Below are 23,388 nucleotides of genomic sequence, written 5' to 3' on the forward strand. Positions count from 1 at the left end.
TCCAAGGTTCAAGCAAAGGGGTGCCCGTAATGGGTCGAACGGCCACGAAATTCTTCGTGACAGCCGCCGGGATCGGCGCGGCTCTCCTGGGCGTGCCGCTGGCGTTAGCCGACACGCTGAGCGACCTGCGGGCGCGCGGGCCGGAGCAGGAAATCGTCTATTTCGTGCTGCCCGATCGTTTCGCCAATGGCGACCCCAGGAACGACCGTGGCGGCCTGAAGGGCGGCCCGCTCCAGACCGGCTACGACCCGACCTCGCGCGCTTTCTATCATGGCGGCGACCTCAAGGGGCTGACGGCGAAGCTCGACTATATTCAGGGCTTGGGCGCGACCGCGATCTGGCTGGCGCCGATCTTCAAGAACAAGCCGGTGCAGGGCGCCAAAGGGCAGGAAAGCGCGGGCTATCACGGCTATTGGGTGACCGATTTCACGACCGTCGATCCGCATTTCGGCAGCGACGCCGACTTCAAGGCGCTGGTCGATGCCGCCCATGGGCGCGGCATGAAAGTCTATATGGACATCATCGCCAACCATACGGCCGATGTGATCCAATATATGGAAAGCCCCACCGGCGCGGCGTCCTATCGTAGCAAGGCCGACTATCCCTGGTCGCGCCGGGGTGGCGCGGCGGGCGAGCCGATTAACGCAGGCTTCGCCGGCGACCGAGACGGCGCCGCCGCCAATTGGGCTAAGCTGACCGATCCGTCCTTCGCCTATACGCCGGTCGTGCCGAAGGGGGAGGACAAGATCAAGGTCCCCGCCTGGCTCAACGACCCCATCTATTATCACAATCGCGGCGACACCGACTGGAAGGGCGAGAGTTCGCAATATGGCGATTTCGTCGGGCTGGACGACCTCGCCACCGAAGACCCGCGCGTGGTCGAAGGATTCATCGCCATCTACAGGGGCTGGATCGATCGGTTCGGCATCGACGGCTATCGCATCGACACGGCACGTCATGTGAACCCGGAATTCTGGCGCGCCTTCATCCCCGCCATCCGCGCGTATGCGGCGGCGAAAGGCATTCCCAACTTCCATGTCTTCGGCGAAGTCGCCACCGACGCTTACGACCCTGCCTTGCTGGCAAGCTGGACCCGCAACGCCGCCTTCCCCGCCGTGCTCGACTTCGCCTTCATGCGCGCCGCGGTCGATGCCGCCAGTGGCAAGACCGGCACCGACATGCTCGGCCGTCTCGGCGAGGATGATGCACTCTATGAAGGCGGCAAGTCGGCGGCGCTGCAATTGCCGACCTTCCTCGGCAACCATGATGCCGGCCGCTTCGCCTTCTTCCTGCGTCAGGCCAATCCCGGCATGAGCGCGGAAGAGGAACTGGCCCGTGACATATTGGGCCATGCGATGCTGCTGACGCTGCGCGGCGTGCCGACCCTCTATTATGGCGACGAACAGGGCTTTGCCGGCACCGGCAACGACCAGCAGGCGCGGCAGGACATGTTCGCCTCGCATGTCGCGGAATATAATGTGGACAGGCTGGTCGGCACGGCATCGACCACGGCGACGGACAATTTTCGCACGGATCACCCGCTCTATCGCGCCATCGCGCACCTGGCGAAGATCCGCCGCGACACGCCGGCCCTGTCGCGCGGCGCGACTCTGCTGCGCGCCAGTTCGGACAAGCCCGGCATTTTCGCCGTGTCCCGCATCGATCCCGATACGGGCCGCGAGATAGTGGTCGCCTTCAACACATCGGCCGCGCCGCTGTCGGGCCATATCGCGGTCGATCCGGCCAGCGGCGGCTTCACGTCGCTGGCCGGCGCCTGCCCGGCCGCCGCCCAGGCGCCGGGCAGCCTTTCCCTCTCCCTCCCCGCCTTCGGCTATGCCGTCTGCGCCGCTCACCCCTAACCGCCGGAACGCCTTCATGACGCTAGCGACGACATCGACCGATCAGCCCTGGTGGAAGGGGGCGGTGATCTACCAAATCTATCCGCGCAGCTTCCAGGACAGCAATGGCGACGGCGTCGGCGACCTCAATGGCATCACCGCGCGCCTGGCGCATGTCGCGAAACTGGGCGTGGACGCCATCTGGATATCCCCCTTTTTCACCTCGCCCATGCGCGATTTCGGCTATGACATCGCCGATTATTGCGATGTCGATCCGATTTTCGGCACGCTCGCCGACTTCGACGCGCTGGTCGCCCACGCCCATGACCTTGGCCTCAAGGTCACGATCGATCAGGTCTACGCCCATACGTCCGATCTGCACGACTGGTTCGCACAAAGCCGGGCCAGCCGGACGGGCGACAAGGCTGACTGGTTCGTTTGGGTCGACCCCAGGGAAGACGGCACCCCGCCCAACAACTGGCAGTCGGTCTTCGGCGGCCCGGCCTGGACCTGGGACGGGCGGCGTGGCCAATATTATATGCACCAGTTTCTGAGCAGCCAGCCGCAGCTCAACCTCCACAACCCGGCGGTGCAGGATGCGCTGCTCGACGCGATGCGTTTCTGGCTCGACCGCGGGGTGGACGGCTTCCGGCTCGACGCGCTCAACCATTCGATGCACGACCCGCTGCTGCGCGACAATCCGGCCGCGCCCGATACGGGCAAGCCGCGGACCCGATCCTTCGATTTCCAGATCAAACGTTACAGTCAATCGCATCCCGGCGTCGTCGATTTCATCGAACGCATCCGCACGCTCTGCGACGAATATGGCGCGATCTTCACCGTGGCGGAGGTGGGCGGCGACCTGTCCGAGACGGAGATGAAGGCCTATACGGCGGGCGAAACCCACCTCAACAGCGCCTATGGCTTCAACTTCCTCTATGCCGACGCGCTAACGCCCGCGCTGGTCGCCGAAACGGTCGATCGCTGGCCCGACGAGCCGGGCATGGGATGGCCGAGCTGGGCGTTCGAAAATCATGACGCGCCGCGCGCCCTGTCCCGATGGTGCACGCCCGACGATCGCCCTGCCTTCGGCCGGCTGAAGGCGATGCTGCTGGTCGCGCTGCGTGGCAATGCCATCCTCTATCAGGGCGAGGAACTGGGCATCACCCAGGTCGATATACCGTTCGAGCGGCTGCAAGACCCCGAAGCCATCGCCAACTGGCCGCTGACCCTGTCACGCGACGGCGCCCGCACGCCGCTGCCCTGGTCGGCGGAAGCGCCGCAGGCTGGTTTTAGCGATGCCGAATCCTGGTTGCCGGTGGGGGACGAGAATCTCCCGCGCGCGGTGGACGCGCAGGAGGCGGACGCCCATTCGCTGCTCAACCACACCCGCGCCATGCTGGCGCTGCGCAAAGCGAACCCCGCGCTGCGCCATGGCAGTCTGGAAATCGTGATCGCCGACGAGCAGCGGCTGCTGTTCCGTCGTGCGGCGGATGGCCAGTCCCTGCTCTGCCTGTTCAACCTGTCGGCCGAACCGGCGGCCTGGCCCGAAGAAATCGCACCGACCAACAAGCTGCTGTGCGCCGTCAATGGCGCCACGCCTGGCGCCCTGCCGCCCTTCGGCGCGCTGATGATCGAAGAATAAGGAGAAGCCCCATGCTGAACACGACGCTGCGCGCCTGCGCGCTGGCCCTTCCGTTCGTCCTGACGACTCCGGCTTCGACTCCGGCCTTCGCGCAGGAAGTCCGGACCGCCGTCACCGCCGCATCGCCCGATGGCTCGATCGTTCTCACCGTCTCGACCGACAATGACAGCCGCCCGACCTGGTCGCTCTCGCGCAAGGGCAAGCTCCTGATCGCGCCGTCGAAGCTGGGCTTCATCCTGACCGACGGCCTCAACATGGTGCGGGGCTTCTCGATCACCGGGTCGGACAAGAGGCAGGGCAACGACCGCTGGGAACAGCCCTGGGGTGAGCGCCGCTTCGTCACCGACCGCTATAATGAAGTGACGGTCCGCTTCCGCCAGTCGGACGTGCAGGGCGCGCGCCTGATGAACGTGCATTTCCGCCTGTTCGATGACGGTGTCGGCTTCCGCTACGAACTGCCGGAGCAGCCGGGCCTCAAGACGATGAAGATCGCCGACGAGACGACCGAGTTCGACATCGCGCCCAAGGGCACGGCCTGGTGGATTCCGGGCGGCGAATGGAACCGGTACGAACAGGTCTATCAGAAGACGCCGATCGACGCCGTCTCGACCGCCCATACGCCGATCACCATGCTGCTGGACGACGGCACGCATCTCAGCTTCCACGAAGCCGCGCTGGTCGATTATGCGGCCTATTGGCTGAAGCGCGCGTCTGGCCAGACCTTCCGCACCACGCTGTCGCCCTCGTCGCAGGGCGCGCGGGTGATCCGCGACCTGCCATTCAACACGCCCTGGCGGACCATCCGCATCGCCGAAGACGCGGCGGGGCTGGTCGAAAATGATCTGGAACTCAACCTCAACGAACCCAACAAGCTGGGCGACGTCAGCTGGTTCCAACCCGCCAAATATATCGGCATCTGGTGGGGCATGATCCGGGGCGACTGGAGCTGGGCCGAAGGGCCGAAACATGGCGCCACCACCACCCGCACGAAGCAATATATCGATTTCGCCGCCAAACATGGCTTCCGCGGCGTGCTGGTCGAAGGCTGGGACAAGGGCTGGAATGGCGACTGGTTCGGCCATGGCGACGACTTCAGCTACACGCAATCGACCCCCGACTTCGACCTGCCGGGCCTTGCCGCCTATGCGAAGAAGAAGGGCGTCCACTTGATCGGGCATCACGAAACCGGCGGCAATATCGCCAATTATGAAGCGCAGTTGGACGACGCGATGAAGCTTTATGGCGGTCTTGGCGTCGATGTCGTCAAGACCGGCTATGTCGCCGACGCGGGCGGCATCATCGCGCCGGGGGACAAGCCTGGCGAAACGCATATGGAATATCATGACGGCCAGCGCATGGCCCAGCATCATCTGCGCGTCGTGGAGACGGCCGCCAGATATCATGTCGCGGTCAACGCGCATGAGCCGATCAAGGACACCGGCCTGCGCCGCACCTACCCCAATTGGGTCGGGCGCGAAGGCGCGCGCGGCATGGAATATAATGCCTGGGGCGCCTTCGCCAACGGCCCGGATCACGAGCCGACCTTGGTCTACACCCGAATGCTGTCCGGCCCGATGGACTTCACGCCGGGTGTGCTGAGCCTGGAGGGCGCGGACCATGCCCCGCTGGCATCCACATTGGCCAAGCAGCTCGGCCTCTATCTCGCCCTCTATTCGCCGATCCAGATGGCGGCGGACTTCATCGAAAATCTCGCAAAATATCCCAGCGAGCTGGACTTCATTGCCAAGGTGCCGGCCGACTGGAGCGAAAGCCACCTGATCGCGGGCGAAGTGGGCGATTATGCCATGTTCGCGCGCAAGGATCGCAACAGCGAGAATTGGTATGTCGGCGGCGTCAACGACGCGACCGCGCGGACGGTGACGTTGAACTTCGACTATCTGGAACCGGGCAAGACCTACAATGCCACCATCTACAAGGATGGCGAGGGCGCGACCTATCTTAGCGACGCCCGCCACAGGATCGCCTATGAGACGCGGACGTTCCGCAAGGGCGACCGCTACGATCTGTGGCTGGCGCCGGGCGGCGGCGCGGCGATGCGACTGGTAGCGGCCAAAAAATAACCCTCCGTCCGCGTGACGCGAACGGAGGGCAAGGGCCTTCCGAATCCGGCCTTGGAGGCCGGTCTCCCCCGCCCCCGGACCGGACTGCACGCCGGGCCGGGGGCTTTTTTCCTAGCGCGGCGCCATACGGATCGCGCCGTCGAGGCGGATCACTTCGCCGTTCAGCATCGGATTGCGGACGATGCTTTCCACAAGCTGCGCATATTCGGCGGGTTTTCCCAGACGGCTGGGGTGCGGCACCTGCGCGCCCAATGCATCCTGCACATTTTGCGGAAAGGCTTCCAGCATCGGCGTCAGGAAGATGCCGGGCGCAATCGTCATCACGCGGATCTTGTGCTGGGCCAGATCGCGGGTAATCGGCAGGGTCATGCCGACGACGCCCCCCTTGGACGCGCTATAGGCGGCCTGACCGATCTGCCCGTCATAGGCCGCGACCGAGGCGGTGTTGACGATGACGCCGCGTTCGCCGTCCACCTCTTCTGCCGCCGCAAGGCGGGCCGCAAATTTCGAAATGACGTTGAAGCTGCCTATCAGGTTGACCGTCACCGTCTTGGCGAAGGTATCGAGCGGGTGTGGCACATTCTCCTTGCCCACGGTCTTCACAGCAGGCGCGATGCCGGCGCAATTGACCAGGATACGGGCGACGCCATGCGCCGCTTCGGCCGCGTCCAGACCCGCCGAGACGCTGGCGTCGTCGGCCACGTTGACAGCGACATAGACACCTCCCAGCGCCTCCGCCGTCGCCCGACCGGCGTCCTCATTCAGGTCGAAGATCGCGACCTTCGCCCCCTGCTGCGCCAGCATCGTCGCTGTTGCCTTGCCCAGCCCCGACGCGCCGCCGGTGACGATCGCCGCTACGCCTTTGATGTCCATCTCGCTGTCCCCTTCAGATTAATTCGACGGCCATCGCCGTGGCTTCACCACCGCCAATGCACAGGCTGGCCACACCACGCTTCAGGCCGCGCGTTTCCAGCGCCGCGATCAAAGTCGCCAGGATGCGCGCGCCCGATGCGCCGATCGGATGACCGAGCGCGGTCGCGCCGCCATTCACGTTGATCCGGTCGTCCGGAATGCCCAGTTCCTTCGCGGCGATCATGGCGACCACGGCAAAGGCTTCGTTGACCTCGAACAGATCGACGTCCGCGACAGACCATCCGGCCTTTTTCAGCGCCTTGCGCATCGCGGGCACCGGCGCAGTGGTGAATTTGGACGGCTCATGCGCATGGCCGGCGGTCGCGATGACCTTCGCCACCGTCTTGAGGCCCAGCCTTGCCGCCACGCTGGCGCGAGTCATGACCAGCGCCGCCGCGCCGTCCGAAATGGACGAGGCATTGGCCGCAGTGATGGTGCCGTCCTTGACGAAAGCGGGCTTGAGCGACGGGATCTTGTCGGGCTTGGCCTTGCCCGGCTGCTCGTCGGTATCGACGATCGTGTCGCCGCCCCGGCCCTTGACCATCACCGGCGTGATCTCACGCACGAAAGCGCCGCTGCCGATCGCGGCATTGGCGCGGTCGAGCGAGCGGATGGCATAGGCGTCCTGATCCTCGCGCGTGAACTGATAGTCGCGCACCGCTTCCTCGGCAAAGACGCCCATCGCCTTGCCGGGTTCATAGGCGTCCTCCAGGCCATCCATCATCATCGTATCGATGATGCGGTCATGGCCGATGCGCGCACCGCCGCGATGCTTGGGCAGGGCGTAGGGCGCATTGGTCATGCTTTCCATACCGCCCGCGATCACGATGTCGGCCGCGCCGCAGCTAAGCGCTTCATGCGCCATGATCGCGGCCTGCATGCCCGAACCGCACATCTTGTTGACGGTCGTAGCCTCCGTATTGAGGCCAAGACCCGCGCCCAGCGCCGCCTGTCGCGCTGGCGCCTGGCCCAGGCCAGCCGGCAGGACGCAGCCCATATAGATGCGGTCCACGGCATCGGCCGCCACGCCCGCGCGCTCGACCGCGGCCCTGACCGCCGCCGCGCCCAGATCGGTGGCCTTGACCGACGACAGTGCGCCCTGGAACCCGCCCATCGGCGTGCGGGCATAGCTGGCGATTACGACAGGATCATCCTGCATGTTCACTCTCCATCCTGACCTTAAAGACTGCGCGCGATGACCATGCGCTGGATATCCGACGTACCTTCGTAAATCTGGCAGACGCGGACATCGCGGTATATTTTGGCGACGCCATATTCCTCCAGATAGCCATAGCCGCCCAGAGTCTGTAGCGCACCGGACACGATCGCCTCGGCCGCTTCGGACGCGAACAGCTTGGCCATGGACGCTTCGGCCAGGCAGGGCAGGCCCGCATCCTTGGTCCGTGCCGCGTGCAGGACGAGCTGCCGCGCCGCTTCCAGCCGGGTGACAAGGTCGGCAAGGCGAAAGCCCACCGCCTGATGATCGATGATCGCCTTGCCGAAGCTCTTGCGATCCTTGGCATAGGCGACCGCGATCTCCAGCGCGGCCTGCGCCATACCGACACATTGGGCGGCGATGCCGATGCGGCCCGTCTCCAGATTGGCGAGCGCGATGCGATAGCCCTGTCCGGGCGGGCCGATCAGCAGCTCATCCTCGACGAACATGTCGTCGAAACGCAGCGCGCAGGTGTCCGACGCGCCCTGCCCCAGCTTATGCTCGACCTTGTCCACGCCATAGCCGGGCCGGTCGGTCGGCACGAGGAAGACCGACAGGCCCTTCTTGCCGGCGTCGGGATCGGTCACTGCGACGATCATGACCAGGCCGGCGATCTTGCCCGATGTGATGAACTGCTTGGAGCCGGTGATGCGCCAGCCGCCGTCCACCTTGGTCGCGCGGGTGCGCACCGCCGAGGCGTCGGACCCTGCATCGGCTTCGGTCAGCGCGAAGGCGCCGATCATGCGCCCGCCGATCAGGTCCGGCAGGAAGCGCGCCTTCTGCGCATCGCTGCCGTCCTTGAGCAGGCCGGACACAAGGATCGAATTCTGGATCGAAACGATGGTGGAGAGCGCGCCGTCGGCCGCCGCGATCTCCATCAGCGCCAGCGCATAGGATACGGCGTCGGCTTCCGCCCCGCCAAAGGCTTCGGGCGCCGTCATGCCCCACAGGCCCAAGCCCGCCATCTCCCGGAACAGTTCGGGCGGATAGCCGCCTTCCGATTCGAAGCGGGCGCTGTGGGGGCGGATCGTCTCCTGCGCGAAGTCGCGCACCGTGTCGCGGATGGCGGCCTGAATCTCGGTCAGCATAAACTCACTCGTATTTTCTATACTCATAGGTATATTGATTGTCCGGCAGTTTCTTGTCAATGCTCCCGGCTTGCAAGGAGATGCCGTTGCCCAAATCTGCCGTTCCCGTTTCAGCCGCCGCCATTCCTTCCCCCTTCCGCAGCAAGGCGGAACGCGAGCATGACCGGGCGGAAAAGCGCGAAGCCGTGCTGCTGGCGGCGGTGCGGATGTTCAATGCGCGGGGCTATCATGCCACGTCGCTGGACGATGTCGCGGGGAGCCTGGGCGTCAGCAAGCCGACCATCTATCATTATCTGGGCAATAAGGAGCAGGTGCTGGTCGAATGCGTCTATCGCGGCCTGTCGATGCTGCGCGAGGCCGCGGATGCGGCGGCCGGCGCGCCGGGGAGCGGCCATGACCGGCTACGCGCCTTCCTGCTGCGTTATGCCTGCATCAATATGGACGATTTCGGCCGCTGCGTGATCCGCACCAATGAGGAGGTGCTGTCGATGGACAGCGCCATCCGCTTTCGCGCGCGCAAGCGGGAGATTGACGATGCGGTGCGGGGGCTGATCGCAGAGGGAGTCGCCGATGGGTCAATCGCGCCGGTCGATGTCCGCTTTGCCTCCTTCGCGCTGGCGGGTGCGCTCAACTGGCCGGCGCGCTGGCATGATCCCGATGGGCCGCTCAGCCCGGAAGAGGTCGCGGAGAAGCTGGTCGATATCGCGCTGGGCGGCCTCACCCCGCGCCGCTGAGGATCAGATGTCGGGCAATGCCTGCGCAGCGAAGCCCCAGCCCTTGAGGCTGGCCGCGCGTTCGACCAGCCTCGCCGCGTCGCCGATCGAAAAAGGATGCGCGTCCTTCATTCCGTCCAGCTCGTCCCAGTCGATCGGGATCGCCACCGGCGCGCCAGCGCGGGCGCGGGCCGAATAGGGCAGCACGGCGGTGCTGCCGCGCTGGTTACGCAGCCAGTCGATGAAGATCTTGTCCTTGCGCCTGGCCTTGCTCATGGTCGCGACGAAGCGATCCGGCTCGGCCGCACTCAGCGCCTGGGCGAAGCGAGACGCGAAATCCTTGTGCGTCTCCCAATCATGGCCCGGCGTCAGCGGCACCACGACATGCACGCCCTTGCCCCCCGACAGCATGGCGAAGGAGACGAGGCCGATATCGGACAAACGTGCGCGAATGTCCTGCGCCGCGCCTTTCACCCGATCGAAATCCATACCCTCATCGGGATCGAGGTCGAAGATCATCCGGTCGGGCCGCTCCACCGCATCGGTGCGGCTGGCCCAGCCGTGAAATTCGATCGTGCCCATTTGAACGCAGGCGAGCAGCCCTTCGGCATCCTCGACATAGATATAATCCTCGCTGCCGCCGTCCTTGTCGCGGATCGGCACCTGCCGCACCGCCTGGCCGAAAGCGCCGCTGTCATGTTTCTGGAAGAAGCATTTCTTCGCCCGCCCTTGCGGACAGCGGACCAGGCTGATCGGCCGGTGCGCGGCGAAGGGCAGCATCAGCGGCGCGACCGTGACATAATAATCCGCCAGTTCGCCCTTGGTCTGGTCGCTTTCGGGGAAGATGACGCGGTCGGGGTTAGTGATGCGGACAGCGGGAGCCGCTTTGGGCGCTGCGGCGGGCTTTTCGGGTGTGACCGCCTTCGCCGGCTTGTCGGTGCGCAGGCCTAGGAAGCTGGCATGGCGCACCCGGCCGTCGGCGGTAAATTCGGCAAAGGCGATTTCGGCGACCAGCCTGGGTTTCAGCCAGGTCGCGCCGCGCGCTTCGGTCCGCGGCACGTCGACCGGCGCCTTGTCCGTTTCCAGCGGGGTCATCGCCTTGTCGAGCGTGGCCATCAGGTCCGCGTCGAAGCCGGTGCCGACCTTCCCCTTATAAACAAGCGCCTTGCCCTCATGCTGCGCCAGCAGCAGCGAGGCGAAGGGGCGCCCGCGCGCAGTGCTGGCGCTGCGGCCGATGATAACGAACTCCTGCCGGCGGGTGCATTTCACCTTCACCCAGTTACGCGTGCGGTCGCCGCGATAGGGCGCGTCGATGCGCTTGGAGATGATCCCTTCCTGTCCGGCGTCACAGAGGGAGCGATATAAGGCTTCTCCCGCGCCGATCACATGGTCGGCAACCTGGACGGGTGGCTTCGCCGCTTTCAACAGGGCTTCCAGCCGTTCCTTCCGCTCGATCTGCGGCAGCGCCTTCATGTCCTGCCCCTCCAGCGCAAGCAGGTCGAAGGCGAAGAAATGAAAGGGCGTATCGTCCCGCTGCGCGCCATGGCCGCGCTTGAGCACAGACTGGAGCGCGGAGAAGCTGGGATTGCCGTCTGGACCGAAGGCGACGATCTCCCCGTCGATCAGGGCGGGGGGAAGGTCCAGCGCCGCAATCGCCTTCACAAGCGGCTGGAACTTGGCGGTCCAGTCGAGCCCGTTGCGGGTGAAGATGCGTACCTGCTCCCCCGCCACCGCGGCGAGCGCGCGATAGCCGTCGAACTTGATCTCGTGCAGCCAGTCATTGCCCGCCGGCACATCATCCACAAGGGTTGCGAGCTGGGGCCTGGCGAAGGCGGGCGGCTTGGCTGCGGTCTTGCGCGGCTTGGTCACAACTTTTGCATTATGATCGCGCGCCGCCTGCATCTTGCCGGCAAAGGCCTTGCCCTTGACCCCGGCGAGCGACTGGGCACCCGCCTTGTCCGCCGCGATCTCCGCCATCGAACGTCCGGTCAGCACGCTGGTCAACGCCCGTTCGACCAGTTGGTCGCCTTCGCCTGCCTCCGCGTCATCGATCTTGCGGAGCAGCCAGTTTTCGCGCTTTTCCTTTGGACGCCCTTTCATGCGGACGAGCAGCCACTCGCCTTTCATCCGCTCGCCATCCAGGGTGAAGTGCAAATGGCCTTTTTCCAGATCCTTGGCGCTCTTCCCTGCGATCGGCTGCCAGGTGCCGCGATCCCAGAGCATCACCGTGCCGCCGCCATATTCGCCTTCGGGTATCAATCCCTCGAAATCGCCATAGCTTAACGGATGATCCTCGGTCCGCACCGCAAGGCGCTTGTCCGACGGGTCGATGCTCGGCCCCTTGGTCACGGCCCAGCTTTTGAGCACCCCGTCAATCTCCAGCCGGAAGTCCCAGTGCAGCCGGGTCGCATCATGTTTCTGCACGACGAAGCTGTTGCCGCCCGTGCTGGCCATTTCGCCCTTCGGCTCGCGGGTGCGGGCGAAGTCCCGCTTGGCGTTGTAGGCGTCGAGCGGATTGCGAGCCATGGGTCAGGCGCTTTTGCGCTTCGCGGACGTGCGGGTCCTGGTCGCGGCCGCCTTGGCCGGCGCTTTTTTCGCGGGCGCAGCCTTCCCGCCGTCCCCGACCGATTTCTTGAGCGCGGCCATCAGATCGATGACATTGCCGCCCTTTGCACTGGCCGGTTCCTCGACATCCTCGATGACGCGCTTGCCCCTGGCCTTCTTCTTTTTCTCGATCAGCCGCTGGAGCGCATCGACATAGCGGTCGTGAAACTCCTCCGGCTTGAACGGCGCGGTCTTCTTTTCGATGATGGTGGTGGCGAGGTCGAGCAGGTCGGCGTCGGCCTTGTCATCGGGCAGGTTGCGGAAATAGGTCTGGGCGCGCGTCACCTCGTCGGCATAGCGCAAGACTTCGAGCACGAGACCGCGTCCGCAGGGCTTCAAGGAGACGAGCTGTTCGCGTCCGCGCACCGACAATTGGCCCAGCCCCACCTTCTTGGTCTGGCGCAGCGCGTCGCGCAGCACCGCATAGGCTTCTTCGGCCAGATCGTCGGCCGGGACGACGAAATAGGGTTTTTCATAATAGAGGACGTCGATCGCGTCGGATTCGACGAACTGCACCAGCTCCAGCGTCTTGCGGCTCTCGATCTTGACCGCCTCGATCTCTTCCTCTTCCAGCAGGACATAATTGCCCTTGGAGATTTCGAAGCCCTTGAAAATTTCGTCCCGGTCCACCGGCCCCACGCCCTGCACCACCTTCTCATAGCTGATCGGCTTGCCGGTCGGCTCATGGATTTGGCGAAAGCTGATCGCCGCGCCGGACCGGGTGGCGGGGTAGATTTCGACCGGGATCGATACCAGGGCGAGCCGGATCTGGCCCTGCCAATATGCGCGTGCTGCCATGTGACCACCTCCGCCGGCATCAGCGCCCGGTCAAGGCGGAAGTTCCTTAAGACGCTGTGGCGATCGGCGTCATCACCCCGCCTTCCACTGATATTATCGATCAGACAGAGCGATATTCCCGGCTTTGTTCGACTGGGCTATGCTCCTACAAAATGCCGCAGGGACTTGAAGCAGGAGAGAAGACATGGATGCCAAAACCTCTGATCCGCTAGGCTGCCCGATGAAGGAGCCCGCGGCGCGGCGCACTTTGCTCGGCCGCACCAATCGCGACTGGTGGCCCAACCAGCTATCGCTCGAAATCCTCCAGCAGAACGGCCTGTCGGGCGATCCTCTGGGCCATGATTTCGATTATGCCGCGGCGTTCAAGTCGCTCGACTATGATGCGGTCAAGGCGGACCTGACCGCGCTGATGACGGACAGTCAGCCCTGGTGGCCGGCCGATTATGGCCATTATGGCCCCTTCTTCATCCGCATGGCCTGGCATAGCGCCGGCACCTATCGGACCGGCGACGGGCGCGGCGGCGCGTCCTCCGGGTCGCAGCGTTTCGCCCCGCTCAATAGCTGGCCGGACAATGGCAATCTGGACAAGGCGCGCCGGTTGCTGTGGCCGATCAAGCAGAAATATGGCCAGAAGCTAAGCTGGGCCGACCTGATGATCCTGGCCGGCAATGTCGCGATCGAATCGATGGGCGGCCCCGTCTTCGGCTTCGGCGGCGGTCGCGCCGATGTGTTCGAGCCCGAGAAGGACATCTACTGGGGCACCGAGGAACAATGGGTAGGCCAGGACGGTAACGAAACGCGCATCCAGCCCGACAAGGAGATGGTGCTGGAAAGCCCGCTGGCTGCGATCCAGATGGGCCTGATCTACGTCAATCCCGAAGGACCGGGCGGCAATCCCGACGCGCTTCAATCGGGCCGCGACATTCGCGAAACCTTTGCGCGGATGGGCATGAATGATGAAGAAACTGCGGCGCTGACCGCCGGGGGCCATACGTTCGGCAAGGCGCATGGCGCAGGCGACGCATCGCTGGTCGGCGCGGAACCCGAAGGCGCGGACATCGCGCAGCAGGGGCTGGGCTGGCAGAGTGGGCATGAAAGCGGCATGGGCGACCATACCATCACCAGCGGAATCGAAGGCGCGTGGACGCCAACGCCGATCACATGGGACATGAGCTATTTCGACATGCTGCTGGACCATGACTATGAGCTGGTGCGCAGCCCGGCGGGCGCCAAGCAATGGCAGCCGGTCGGCAATCCGGAAGAGACGCTGGCGCCCAAGGCGCATACGCCCGGCGTCAAGGTGCCCACGATGATGACCACCGCCGACATGGCGATGAAGATGGACCCGGCCTATCGCGCGGTGATGGAGAAATTCCGGGCGGACCCCGCCTATTTCGCCGACGCCTTCGCCCGCGCCTGGTTCAAGCTGTGCCATCGCGACATGGGGCCCAAGACCCGCTATCTTGGCCCCGAAGTCCCGGCCGAAGACCTGATCTGGCAGGACCCGATTCCCGCGGCGACCGGCCCGGCGCTGGGCGAGGCGCATGTCGCCGCGCTCAAGCAGAAGATCGCCGCGTCCGGCCTGTCGGTGCAGGATCTGGTCAAGACGGCCTGGGCGTCTGCCGTCACCTATCGCCGGTCGGACCATCGTGGCGGCGCCAATGGCGGTCGGCTGCGCCTGGCTCCGCAGAAGGACTGGGACGTCAACGAACCGGCCGCATTGGCGCGAGTGCTGGCGGTCTATGAAGGCATCGCCAGCGATAGCGGCGCGTCGGTCGCCGACCTGATCGTGCTGGGCGGCAGCGTGGGCATCGAGCAGGCGGCGCAGGCGGCCGGCCACGACCTGACCGTTCCCTTCACGCCCGGTCGTACCGATGCGAGCGCCGAGCAGACCGATGCCGACGGCTTCGACGTGCTGGAGCCCAAGGCGGACGGCTTCCGCAACTATCTCCAGACGCGCTATAATGTGCCGACGGAGGAGCTGCTGGTCGACCGGGCGCAACTGCTGGGCCTGTCGGCGCCGGAGATGACCGTGCTGGTCGGCGGGCTGCGCGTGCTGGGCGCCAATCATGGCGGGTCGAAACATGGCGTCCTGACCGACCGCGTCGGGCAACTGACGAACGACTATTTCGTCAACCTGCTCGATATGGGCACCGCCTGGAAACAAGTGGACGATACCAGCGACGAGACGTTCGTCGGGACCGACCGCGCCAACAACGTCGAGAAATGGACGGCGACGCGCACCGACCTGGCCTTCGGCGCCAATTCTCAGCTACGCGCCCTGGCTGAAGTCTATGCCTCCTCCGACGCGGGCGACAAGTTCGTGAAGGACTTTGTGGCCGCCTGGACCAAGGTGATGAATGCAGACCGGTTCGATCTGAAGGCCTGATTGAGACAGGGAGTTGGACAGTTCGCAGCGCTTTTACGGCGCTGCGAACTGTTCCATTTTATCGAACATTTTGATTGATTTTATCGGTCTGAACAGGAAAGCTGGCAAGCGCTAGACAGGTCTTCAACAGGGCGACGCCATCCCGGCGACCTCCGCCCCATGAGGAGACAGACAATGATCGAACTACGCCCCTTCGACAGTCTCGGCGGCGACAATCATGGCTGGCTGAACGCCAAGCATCATTTTTCCTTCGCCGGCTATCATGATCCTGCCCGGATGCACTGGGGCAATCTGCGTGTCTGGAACGACGACACGATCCAGCCCCACACCGGCTTCCCGCCGCATCCGCATCGCGACATGGAAATCATCACCTATGTCCGCGAAGGCGCGATCACCCATGAGGACAGCCTGGGCAACAAGGGCCGCACCGAGGCCGGCGACGTCCAGGTGATGAGCGCAGGCACCGGCATCCGCCATTCGGAATATAATCGCGAAGATGTGACGACGACGATCTTCCAGATCTGGATCGTCCCGACCCGCCAGGGCGATGCGCCCAGTTGGGGCGCCCGCCCCTTCCCCAAGGGCGAACGGTCCGGCCAGTTCGTGACGCTGGCGTCAGGCTACGACAATGACGACGACGCGCTGCCGATCCGCACCGATGCGCGGGTGGTCGCCGCGACGCTGAAGGCCGGCGAGAGCGCCGACTATCCGATCGGCGCCGACCGCAAGGCCTATCTGGTCCCGGCGACCGGCGCGATCGAGATTGACGGGCAGCGGGTCAACGCCCGCGACGGCGCGGCGATCAGCGACCTGGCCGTCATCCGCGTGACCGCGATCGAGGATAGCGAGATCGTGCTGGTCGACGCCGCCTGATATCAGGCCGGCAGGGGCGCCATGGCCATGACGGTGGCCATGGCGCCCTTGTCTTCGAGACTCGACAGATGCGCGGTCAGCAGGTCGGCGAACACGGCATCCCTCCGCAGCGCCGGGGGCATCACGGCGTCGAGCGACAGCATCGCACGCACCCGGCCTGCCGCGTCGCCCTGCCCGGCCAGCAACGCTGCGATCCGGTCGGCAAGCGGATCGTCCACGACATGGGGCTGGCCCAGATCGTTCACCCCAGCCTGCCATCTGATCCAGGCGGCGACGCCCAGCGCCAGAGCGCCGACCCCCTGCCCCACCGCGCGGCGGTCCGCGATCGTCGCCAGCAGCCGCTGGGGGAGTTTCTGCGACCCGTCCATCGCGATCTGCCGGGTGCGATGCATCAAAGCCCCATTGTCGAAGCGCGCCATCAGGTCGCGGCGATAGGCGGAGACATCCAGTTCAGCCGGCGGCGACAACGTGGTTTCGGCTTCGTCCCACAGCCGCTCGACATAGGCGCGCATCGCCGGCTGTTCGAGCGCTTCATGGACATGGGCGATGCCGGCGAGGCCGCCGAGATAGGCGATGGCGCTATGCGCGCCGTTGAGCAGGCGCAGCTTGGCTTCCTCCCATGGCGCAACCGCCATGGCGATCTGGACCCCCGCGCCGAAATCGGGGCGCGGGCCGCAAAACTTGTCCTCGATCACCCATTGGGTGAAGGGCTCTGTCTTGACCAGCGCCTGGTCGGTCAGGCCGCAATCGCGGGCGAAGGCGGCGACATCCTCCGCCGTCGTGGCGGGGACGATGCGGTCGACCATGGTTTCGGGGAAAGCGCACTCCGTCGCGATCCAGTCCGCCAGAGCGGGATCGTGCCGCTGCGCCAGGGCGATCACCGCGCCGCGCAGCCTGTGGCCGTTGCGCGGCAGATTGTCGCAGGAAATGGCGGTGAAGGGCCCCAATCCCCTGGCCCTTCGCTGCGCCAGCGCCGCCACCAGGAAACCCGGCGCAGTGACCGGCGCGGCGAGGCTGGCGAGATCGGCCGCCAGATCGGCATCGTCCGCCAGCAGCGCGCCAGTTGCGGGATCGAGCTTATAGCCCTTCTCGGTCACGGTCAGCGTCACGATATGGGTGTCGGCAGCGGCCAGCATCGCAACCACGGCCGCGGGGTCTTCGCGCGCGACCGAGACATCCAGCACGGCACCGATCAGGCGCGTTGCGACATCGGCGCCGTCGCGCACCAGCAGATGATAGAGGCCGTCCTGCGGCGCCATCTGGTCGCGCACGCCCGGCGAGCGAAGCGATACCGCGCGGATGCCCCAGCGCAGGTCGCCCGCGCCCAGCACATCGTCGAACATCACCGCCTGATGCGCGCGGTGGAACGCGCCGATGCCCAGATGGACGACGCCGGCTTTCACCTGCGCGCGGTCGTAGGCGGGGAGCGCGACGGTAGCCGGCAGTGTCCCCAGCGTGGCAGACGACAATCGGGTCATGGCATGATCCTGCAATTAGGTCAGAGGGTGACGCCGCGCTTCCAGATAGCGATGTCGCGTTCGTCGTTTAGTTCGTTACGCGCAGGTTCGCCCGACGCGATGGCGCAGATGCGCGCCATCAGGACATCGGTCGTGGCATCCAGGCCATCATCGAGCACCTGCGCCGCGTCGAAATCGATCCAGCCGGGCTTGCGCCGGGCGAGATCGTGGTTGGTAGCGAGTTTCAGCGTCGGGATCGGGCTGCCCAGTGGCGTGCCGCGCCCGGTGGAAAAGAGCGTCATCGTCGCCCCGGCCGCCGCCAGCGCGGTGGTCGATACCGCGTCATTGCCCGGCGCCTCCAGCAAGGTCAGGCCCGGACGGCGCAAGGTTTCGCCATAGGCCAGCACGTCGGTGACGGTCGCATGGCCGCCCTTCTGCACCGCGCCCAGCGATTTTTCCTCCAGCGTGGTGATGCCGCCCGCGACATTGCCGGGGCTGGGATTTTCGGAGATCGGCTCGCCATGGTCGATGAAATAGCGTTTGAAGCGGTTGACCAGCGCCACCAGTGCATCGAACACCGGCTCGTCCGCTGCGCGCTGCATCAACAGGCGTTCCGCGCCGAAAATCTCCGGTATCTCGGTCAGGATCGCCTGCCCGCCCGCCGCCGTGACGACATCGGCGGCGCGGCCGATCAGCGGGTTGGCGGTAATGCCGCTCAGCCCATCGGAGCCACCGCATTTGAGGCCGAGGCGCAGCGCGCCGATATCCACGGTTTCGCGCCGGTCCTGCGCCGCGATGGCCACCAGTGCATCGATCGCGCTTTCCGCCGCCGCATATTCGTCGGCACTGATCTGCGCGCCGACGCTGCGGACGCGGTCGCGCCGTTCGGACGGAATGCGCTCCAGCAGCGCCGCAAGCTGGTTCTCTTCGCAGCCCAGGCCGATCAGCAGCACGCCCCCGGCATTGGGATTGGACGCCAGCGCGGCCAGCAGCCGCGCCGTGCCGTCCAGATCGTCGCCGAGCTGCGAACAACCCAGCGGATGCGGGAAGGCCAGTACGGCGTCGACCCGCCCGGCATGGCGATCTCCCGCCTGTTTGGCGATCCGTTCCGCGGTACGCGCGACGCAGCCGACGGTAGGGATGACCCATATCTCGTTGCGGGTGCCAACGCTGCCATCGGCACGGCGATAGCCGTCGAATCGCCAGCGTGTGTCGGAAGGCGCCCGGTCGCCCGTGGACAGAGGAACGAAGCTGTACGGCTCCTCGACCTTCAAATTGGTGCGTAGATTATGGCTGTGGACGTGGCTTCCCGTCGCAATCGCCTGAGTCGCGCTGCCGACAGGCCAGCCATAGCGGCGGACCGGTTCGCCCGCCGCGATCGGGCGCAGGGCGAATTTGTGCCCCCGGCCGACGGAGTCGATGAGGGTGACGACCTGTCCCGCTACGGCGATCGTTTCGCCTGCGTCCAACGCGCGCAGCGCGATGGCGACATCATCCTGCGGGGCGATGCGGACGGCATCGGGCAGGGTGTCGGCGGGCGGATCAAGGGTAGGTGCGATCGTCTCCATTGCACCGTGATAGCATTTGTGCCAACGCTGGCACAAGTCCCAAGGAGATGCTGTCATGACCCATCTTTCGCTCGATCCGAACCGCCTCTTCCCGGCGGATCCCGGCACGCGCGCGATCGCCCGTTCGCTCTATGACAGTGTCGCCGCGCTGCCGATCGTCAGCCCACATGGCCATACCGATCCCGCCTGGTTCGCGACCAACGATGCATGGGATAATGCGACCGCGCTGCTGCTGGCGCCGGACCATTATCTCTACCGAATGCTCTACAGCCAGGGGGTGAAGCTGGAGGATCTGGCCGTGCCGGCCCATGGCGTGCCGGGCGACGCCGATCCGCGCGCGGCCTGGCGTATCTTTGCGCGCAACCAGCATCTGTTCCGCGGCACGCCTTCCCGGATGTGGCTCGACCATGTCTTTGCCGAGGTTTTCGGTTTCGACACGATTCTGTCCGAAGCGACCGCCGATCATTATTATGACCGGATCGGCGAACTGCTCGCCACCCCGGCCTTTCGCCCGCGTGCGCTGTTCGACCGCTTCCATATCGAGTTGCTCGCCACCACCGAAGGCGCGCATGAGCGGCTGGACCATCATCGGGCGATCCGCGAGTCGGGCTGGGACGGGCAGGTCGTGACCGCCTATCGCCCCGACGCTGTGGTCGATCCGGAACATGAGGATTTCCACGCCAGCCTGGCCGCCTTCGCCGAGCTGACCGGCGAGGATGTGCTGACATGGCGCGGCTATCTACGCGCCCATGCGCGGCGGCGGCAGGATTTCATCGCCATGGGCGCGACCTCCACCGACCATGGCCATCAGAGCGCGCGGACCGCGAACCTGTCCGACGCGGACGCCGCCGCCCTGTTCGACCGCATCGTCGGCAAGGACTGGACCGCGCAGGATGCCGAACTGTTCCGCGCCCAGATGCTGACCGAAATGGCGCGGCTCAGTCTGGATGACGGGCTGGTGATGCAAATCCATCCGGGCGCCTGCCGCAACCATAATGCGTGGCTGCACCGCGTCTATGGCCGCGACAAGGGCGCGGACATCCCGGCGCGCACCGATTATGTGGGAGGATTGAAGCCGCTGCTCGACCGCTTCGGCAATGAAGCCGCGCTGTCGATCATCCTCTTCACCCTGGACGAAAGCACCTATGCCCGCGAACTGGCGCCGCTGGCGGGCCATTATCCCTGCCTGAAGCTGGGGCCGGCCTGGTGGTTCCATGACAGCCCGGAAGGCATGATGCGTTTCCGCGAGATGACGACGGAGACGGCGGGCTTCTACAATATGGTCGGATTCAACGACGATACCCGCGCCTTCCTGTCGATCCCGGCGCGGCACGATGTCGCGCGACGGGTCGATTGCGCCTTCCTCGCGCGGCTGGTCGCCGAAGGGCGGCTGCGCGATTGGGAGGCGCAGGAACTGGCGGTGGACCTGACCTATAATCTGGTGCGCAAGGCCTATCGCCTGCCCGATGCGCCGCCGCGACCATTGGCCAGCGCGGCATGATTGTCAGGGCGCGCGCGCTCGCATAGAGCGGGAGCGTCCCGACGTCGCCAGGAAAGCCGTCATGCCCGATAATGACCCCAGCACTGGCGGCAACGAACCGACGATCGTCGATGTGGCGGCGCTGGCGGGCGTATCGATCCGCACCGTGTCGCGCGTGCTCAACCAGTCGCCCAAGGTCAACAAGGAGACGCGCGCGCGCATCCAGGACGCGATCGATGCGCTCAATTTCCGACCCAGCCTGCGCGCCCGCGCGCTGGCCAAGGGGCGCTCCTTCCTGATCGGCATGGTGCATAATGATCGCAACGCGCTGGTTCTGGACAGCGTGCAGCGCGGCGTGGGGCGCGAGGCGACCCGGCGTGGCTATGAAGTGATCTGCCACAGCGTGCCGGTCGGCGATCCGGGTGCGGGACAGGATGTGCTGGGATTTTGCCGGCGCGCGCGGGTCGACGGGCTGGTGGTGATGCCGCCGGTGTCCGACATGGCCGGGCTGCCGGCCGCGCTACAGGCCGACCATATCCCTGCGGTGGCGATTTCGGCGGTGCCGATCGAGGGTTATGGCGCGGTGCTGCTGTCGCAGGAGCGGCAGGCGGCGGGCGATGTCGCGCGGCATCTGCTGGCGCTGGGGCATCGGCGCATCGCGATGATTACCGGGCCGCAGGACATGATCTCGGCGATCGAACGCCGCGCGGGCTTTGTCGAGGCGCTGGAGGAGGCGGGCGTCGGGCCGCCGGTCGAGGTGGAGGGCGACTATAGCCTGGCCGCGGGCATGACGGCGGCTAGCCGGCTGCTCGCCATCTCCCCTACCCCGACCGCCATTTTCGCGGCGAACGACATCATGGCGGCGGGCGTACTGAAGATCGCCGCTGCGCGCGGGATCGCGGTGCCGGACGGGCTGTCGGTGGTGGGCTTCGACGGCAGCATCGTGGCGGAGATGCTCACGCCTTCGCTCACCACCGTCGCCCGGCCCTTCGGCGAGATGGCGGAAATGGCGACACGCCACCTGATCGATCTGATCGAGGGGCAAACGCCTTGCGATCTGGACAGCCCCGTTCTGTCGCTGGTGCCGGCCCAGTCCAGCGGGCCTTCGACCGATCCTAGCGATAGCGGCCCATCGTCACCTTGATCCACACCGGATGGTCGATCAGGTTCAGCCCATAATCGGTCTGGTCGCCATTCCAGATGCGGTCCATGACCCAAGCGCCCTTGTCGAAATGCCCCTCCTCGACCTTGACGATCATGCCGCCCGGCGCGCTGCCGTCCCGGGGGGCGAAGTTCAGGCGGACATGGTCGCCGGTCAAGAGAAATTCATCGGCTGACAATTGGGCGACGACGGTGCCGCCGGTCGGCTCGCTCGCCCAGGCGGGCAGGTCGGCCTTGGGGAACCATTCGCGCTGGCCGAACTGCCACTGGCCGAAGCTGGCGGTGATCGTCCAGTCGCCCATCGTCGTGCCGACGGCCGCGCCGTCATCGGGCCTGGCCGCGCCCCAGACCGGATGCTCGAACGCGATCCTGGCCCAGGGCGCCGACGCCACGACCCGATATTTGGCGGCGAAGACGTCCAGCGTCCTGTCGTCGAAGCCTTTGGCGCCCAGCGGATAGTTGAAATAGCCGGTATCATCCATGCCGAAGGGCGCGAAACCGATCGCCCCGCGCCCCAGCGCCGCCCAGAAATAACGGGCATATTCGGCGGCATTGCCGATTTCCGGCACCATCAACGCATTGTCGGGCCTTGTGTAGAGGTCGAGATGCCGGAAGACGTTGCGGCTGGCGCGATCGTAAATGTCTGGCGCGGCGAAATCGATCGAGGGCGCCGCCACCTTCCAGATGTCGATCACATCGCCCTGCGGCCCACCGCTCGACAGCGCCATCGGATCGGGCTTGGCGAAGGGGTCGCCCAGCGCCGCGTTCACATACATGGGCAGCGGCTTGATCGCCTTGCCGGCCTTTGCCAGTTCCTCGATATAGCGGGCGGTGTGCCAAGTGTTGAAGGCGCGATCGGCCTGGTCGCCGAAGACGGTCGCCCAGTTGCCGGCCGATTTCTTCAGCATCTTGGTCAGTGCCGCCGGCACCGGGCCGTCAAACAATTTCTGCGCGGCGGGGCTGTAGTCGCGCGGATTGCGGTAGCTGCCGACTTCATTTTCCGGCTGGACCAGAATGACCGTGTTCTGCGTGTCATGGTCGCGAATATAGGCCATCAGCGCCAGGAATGCGCGCTTGTCCGCCGCCAGTGTCGCCACGCCATGCGGCGACAGGACGCCATGATCCGCACCATCCTTCGTCTTCATGCGCGGAAAACGGCGATTATCGAGCTTCACCCAGTCGGGCGTATAGGCGAGGCCGGTATTCTTCCACGCACCGAACCACAGCAGCACGATGCGCTTGTCATGCTTGCGTGCTTCATCCAGCAGCGTCTGGACGAAGCTGTAGTCGAACTGGCCCTCCTGCGGCTCCAGTTGCTCCCAGGCGATCGGCGCCTCGACCGTATTCGCGCCGATCCGGTCGAGCGTCGCCCAGACCTTTTCCAGCGGCGCGGCATAATTGCTGCTGTTGTTGATCTGCCCGCCCAGCATCAGGAAGGGCGCGCCATCCACGATCAGCGCATGGCGACCGGCCTTGGTTTCGATATGCGGCGTGTCGCCCTGCGCCAGCGCGGGGCGCGCGATCAGCAGGGAAGCGGCGATCAGGGTCCGGGTGAGGATCATGGA

16 protein-coding genes are annotated in these 23,388 nt (G+C 65.6%); 8 read left to right on the forward strand and 8 right to left on the reverse strand.

What is annotated here, in order from left to right:
- Nucleotides 1–29: 29 nt before the first annotated feature.
- From ABT375_RS20250 to ABT375_RS20260, 3 genes are read left to right on the forward strand one after another with little or no spacing between them, the layout of a single operon-like run.
- Nucleotides 30–1,859, forward strand: a complete 1,830-nt coding sequence (locus ABT375_RS20250; protein WP_416465826.1) for an alpha-amylase family glycosyl hydrolase — start codon at nucleotides 30–32, stop codon at nucleotides 1,857–1,859.
- 16 nt (nucleotides 1,860–1,875) lie between these two features.
- Entirely contained in the window at nucleotides 1,876–3,483 is a 1,608-nt protein-coding gene (locus ABT375_RS20255) for an alpha-amylase family glycosyl hydrolase (RefSeq protein ID WP_416465827.1), read from the forward strand.
- 11 nt (nucleotides 3,484–3,494) lie between these two features.
- A complete protein-coding gene (locus tag ABT375_RS20260) occupies nucleotides 3,495–5,564 on the forward strand; it encodes a glycoside hydrolase family 97 protein (RefSeq protein ID WP_416465829.1) in 2,070 nt (689 codons plus the stop codon).
- Nucleotides 5,565–5,675: 111 nt separating this feature from the next.
- Here ABT375_RS20260 and ABT375_RS20265 read toward each other — a convergent pair whose 3' ends face one another.
- Genes ABT375_RS20265 through ABT375_RS20275 form a run of 3 tightly spaced genes read right to left on the reverse strand, consistent with a single transcriptional unit; the run spans nucleotide 5,676 to nucleotide 8,780 of the window.
- A complete protein-coding gene (locus ABT375_RS20265; RefSeq protein WP_416465831.1) occupies nucleotides 5,676–6,437 on the reverse strand; it encodes an SDR family NAD(P)-dependent oxidoreductase in 762 nt (253 codons plus the stop codon).
- A gap of 13 nt (nucleotides 6,438–6,450) precedes the next feature.
- On the reverse strand, nucleotides 6,451–7,635 hold the full coding sequence (locus ABT375_RS20270; protein ID WP_416465832.1) for an acetyl-CoA C-acyltransferase: 1,185 nt from the start codon (nucleotides 7,633–7,635) through the stop codon (nucleotides 6,451–6,453).
- 20 nt (nucleotides 7,636–7,655) lie between these two features.
- A complete protein-coding gene (locus ABT375_RS20275) occupies nucleotides 7,656–8,780 on the reverse strand; it encodes an acyl-CoA dehydrogenase family protein (RefSeq protein ID WP_416465834.1) in 1,125 nt (374 codons plus the stop codon).
- Nucleotides 8,781–8,866: 86 nt separating this feature from the next.
- Here ABT375_RS20275 and ABT375_RS20280 point away from each other — a divergent pair, with 86 nt between their 5' ends.
- Complete coding sequence (locus ABT375_RS20280) at nucleotides 8,867–9,514, forward strand: TetR/AcrR family transcriptional regulator (protein ID WP_416465836.1); 648 nt, start codon at nucleotides 8,867–8,869, stop codon at nucleotides 9,512–9,514.
- A gap of 3 nt (nucleotides 9,515–9,517) precedes the next feature.
- On the opposite strand, the gene ligD is transcribed toward ABT375_RS20280, so the two are convergent.
- Both ligD and ABT375_RS20290 read right to left on the reverse strand, forming a co-directional pair.
- Nucleotides 9,518–12,019, reverse strand: a complete 2,502-nt coding sequence (gene ligD / locus ABT375_RS20285; RefSeq protein ID WP_416465838.1) for a DNA ligase D — start codon at nucleotides 12,017–12,019, stop codon at nucleotides 9,518–9,520.
- A gap of 3 nt (nucleotides 12,020–12,022) precedes the next feature.
- Nucleotides 12,023–12,895: a Ku protein gene (locus ABT375_RS20290; RefSeq protein ID WP_416465840.1), complete on the reverse strand. Its 873-nt coding sequence runs from the start codon at nucleotides 12,893–12,895 to the stop codon at nucleotides 12,023–12,025.
- Nucleotides 12,896–13,079: 184 nt separating this feature from the next.
- Between ABT375_RS20290 and katG the strand changes: the two genes are divergently transcribed.
- Together katG and ABT375_RS20300 are read left to right on the forward strand one after the other, a co-directional pair.
- Complete coding sequence (gene katG, locus ABT375_RS20295) at nucleotides 13,080–15,284, forward strand: catalase/peroxidase HPI (protein WP_416465841.1); 2,205 nt, start codon at nucleotides 13,080–13,082, stop codon at nucleotides 15,282–15,284.
- Between the two features lie 174 nt (nucleotides 15,285–15,458).
- On the forward strand, nucleotides 15,459–16,157 hold the full coding sequence (locus ABT375_RS20300; protein WP_224546931.1) for a pirin family protein: 699 nt from the start codon (nucleotides 15,459–15,461) through the stop codon (nucleotides 16,155–16,157).
- 2 nt (nucleotides 16,158–16,159) lie between these two features.
- Here ABT375_RS20300 and ABT375_RS20305 read toward each other — a convergent pair whose 3' ends face one another.
- Nucleotides 16,160–17,635 (reverse strand): mannitol dehydrogenase family protein, encoded by a 1,476-nt coding sequence (locus ABT375_RS20305; RefSeq protein ID WP_416465842.1) that lies wholly within the window; start codon nucleotides 17,633–17,635, stop codon nucleotides 16,160–16,162.
- Nucleotides 17,636–17,655: 20 nt separating this feature from the next.
- Nucleotides 17,656–19,182: a UxaA family hydrolase gene (locus tag ABT375_RS20310; RefSeq protein ID WP_416465881.1), complete on the reverse strand. Its 1,527-nt coding sequence runs from the start codon at nucleotides 19,180–19,182 to the stop codon at nucleotides 17,656–17,658.
- Nucleotides 19,183–19,237: 55 nt separating this feature from the next.
- Between ABT375_RS20310 and uxaC the strand changes: the two genes are divergently transcribed.
- Nucleotides 19,238–20,683 (forward strand): glucuronate isomerase, encoded by a 1,446-nt coding sequence (gene uxaC, locus ABT375_RS20315; protein ID WP_416465844.1) that lies wholly within the window; start codon nucleotides 19,238–19,240, stop codon nucleotides 20,681–20,683.
- Nucleotides 20,684–20,744: 61 nt separating this feature from the next.
- A complete protein-coding gene (locus ABT375_RS20320) occupies nucleotides 20,745–21,806 on the forward strand; it encodes a LacI family DNA-binding transcriptional regulator (RefSeq protein ID WP_416465846.1) in 1,062 nt (353 codons plus the stop codon).
- On the opposite strand, the gene ABT375_RS20325 is transcribed toward ABT375_RS20320, so the two are convergent.
- A complete protein-coding gene (locus ABT375_RS20325; RefSeq protein WP_416465848.1) occupies nucleotides 21,778–23,385 on the reverse strand; it encodes a DUF5597 domain-containing protein in 1,608 nt (535 codons plus the stop codon). The genes ABT375_RS20320 and ABT375_RS20325 overlap by 29 nt on opposite strands.
- Nucleotides 23,386–23,388: the final 3 nt, after the last annotated feature.

Origin of the sequence: Sphingomonas sp. VDB2 (genome assembly GCF_047946695.1) — a bacterium.
In the GTDB taxonomy this organism is placed as follows: Bacteria; Pseudomonadota; Alphaproteobacteria; order Sphingomonadales; family Sphingomonadaceae; genus Sphingobium; species Sphingobium bisphenolicum.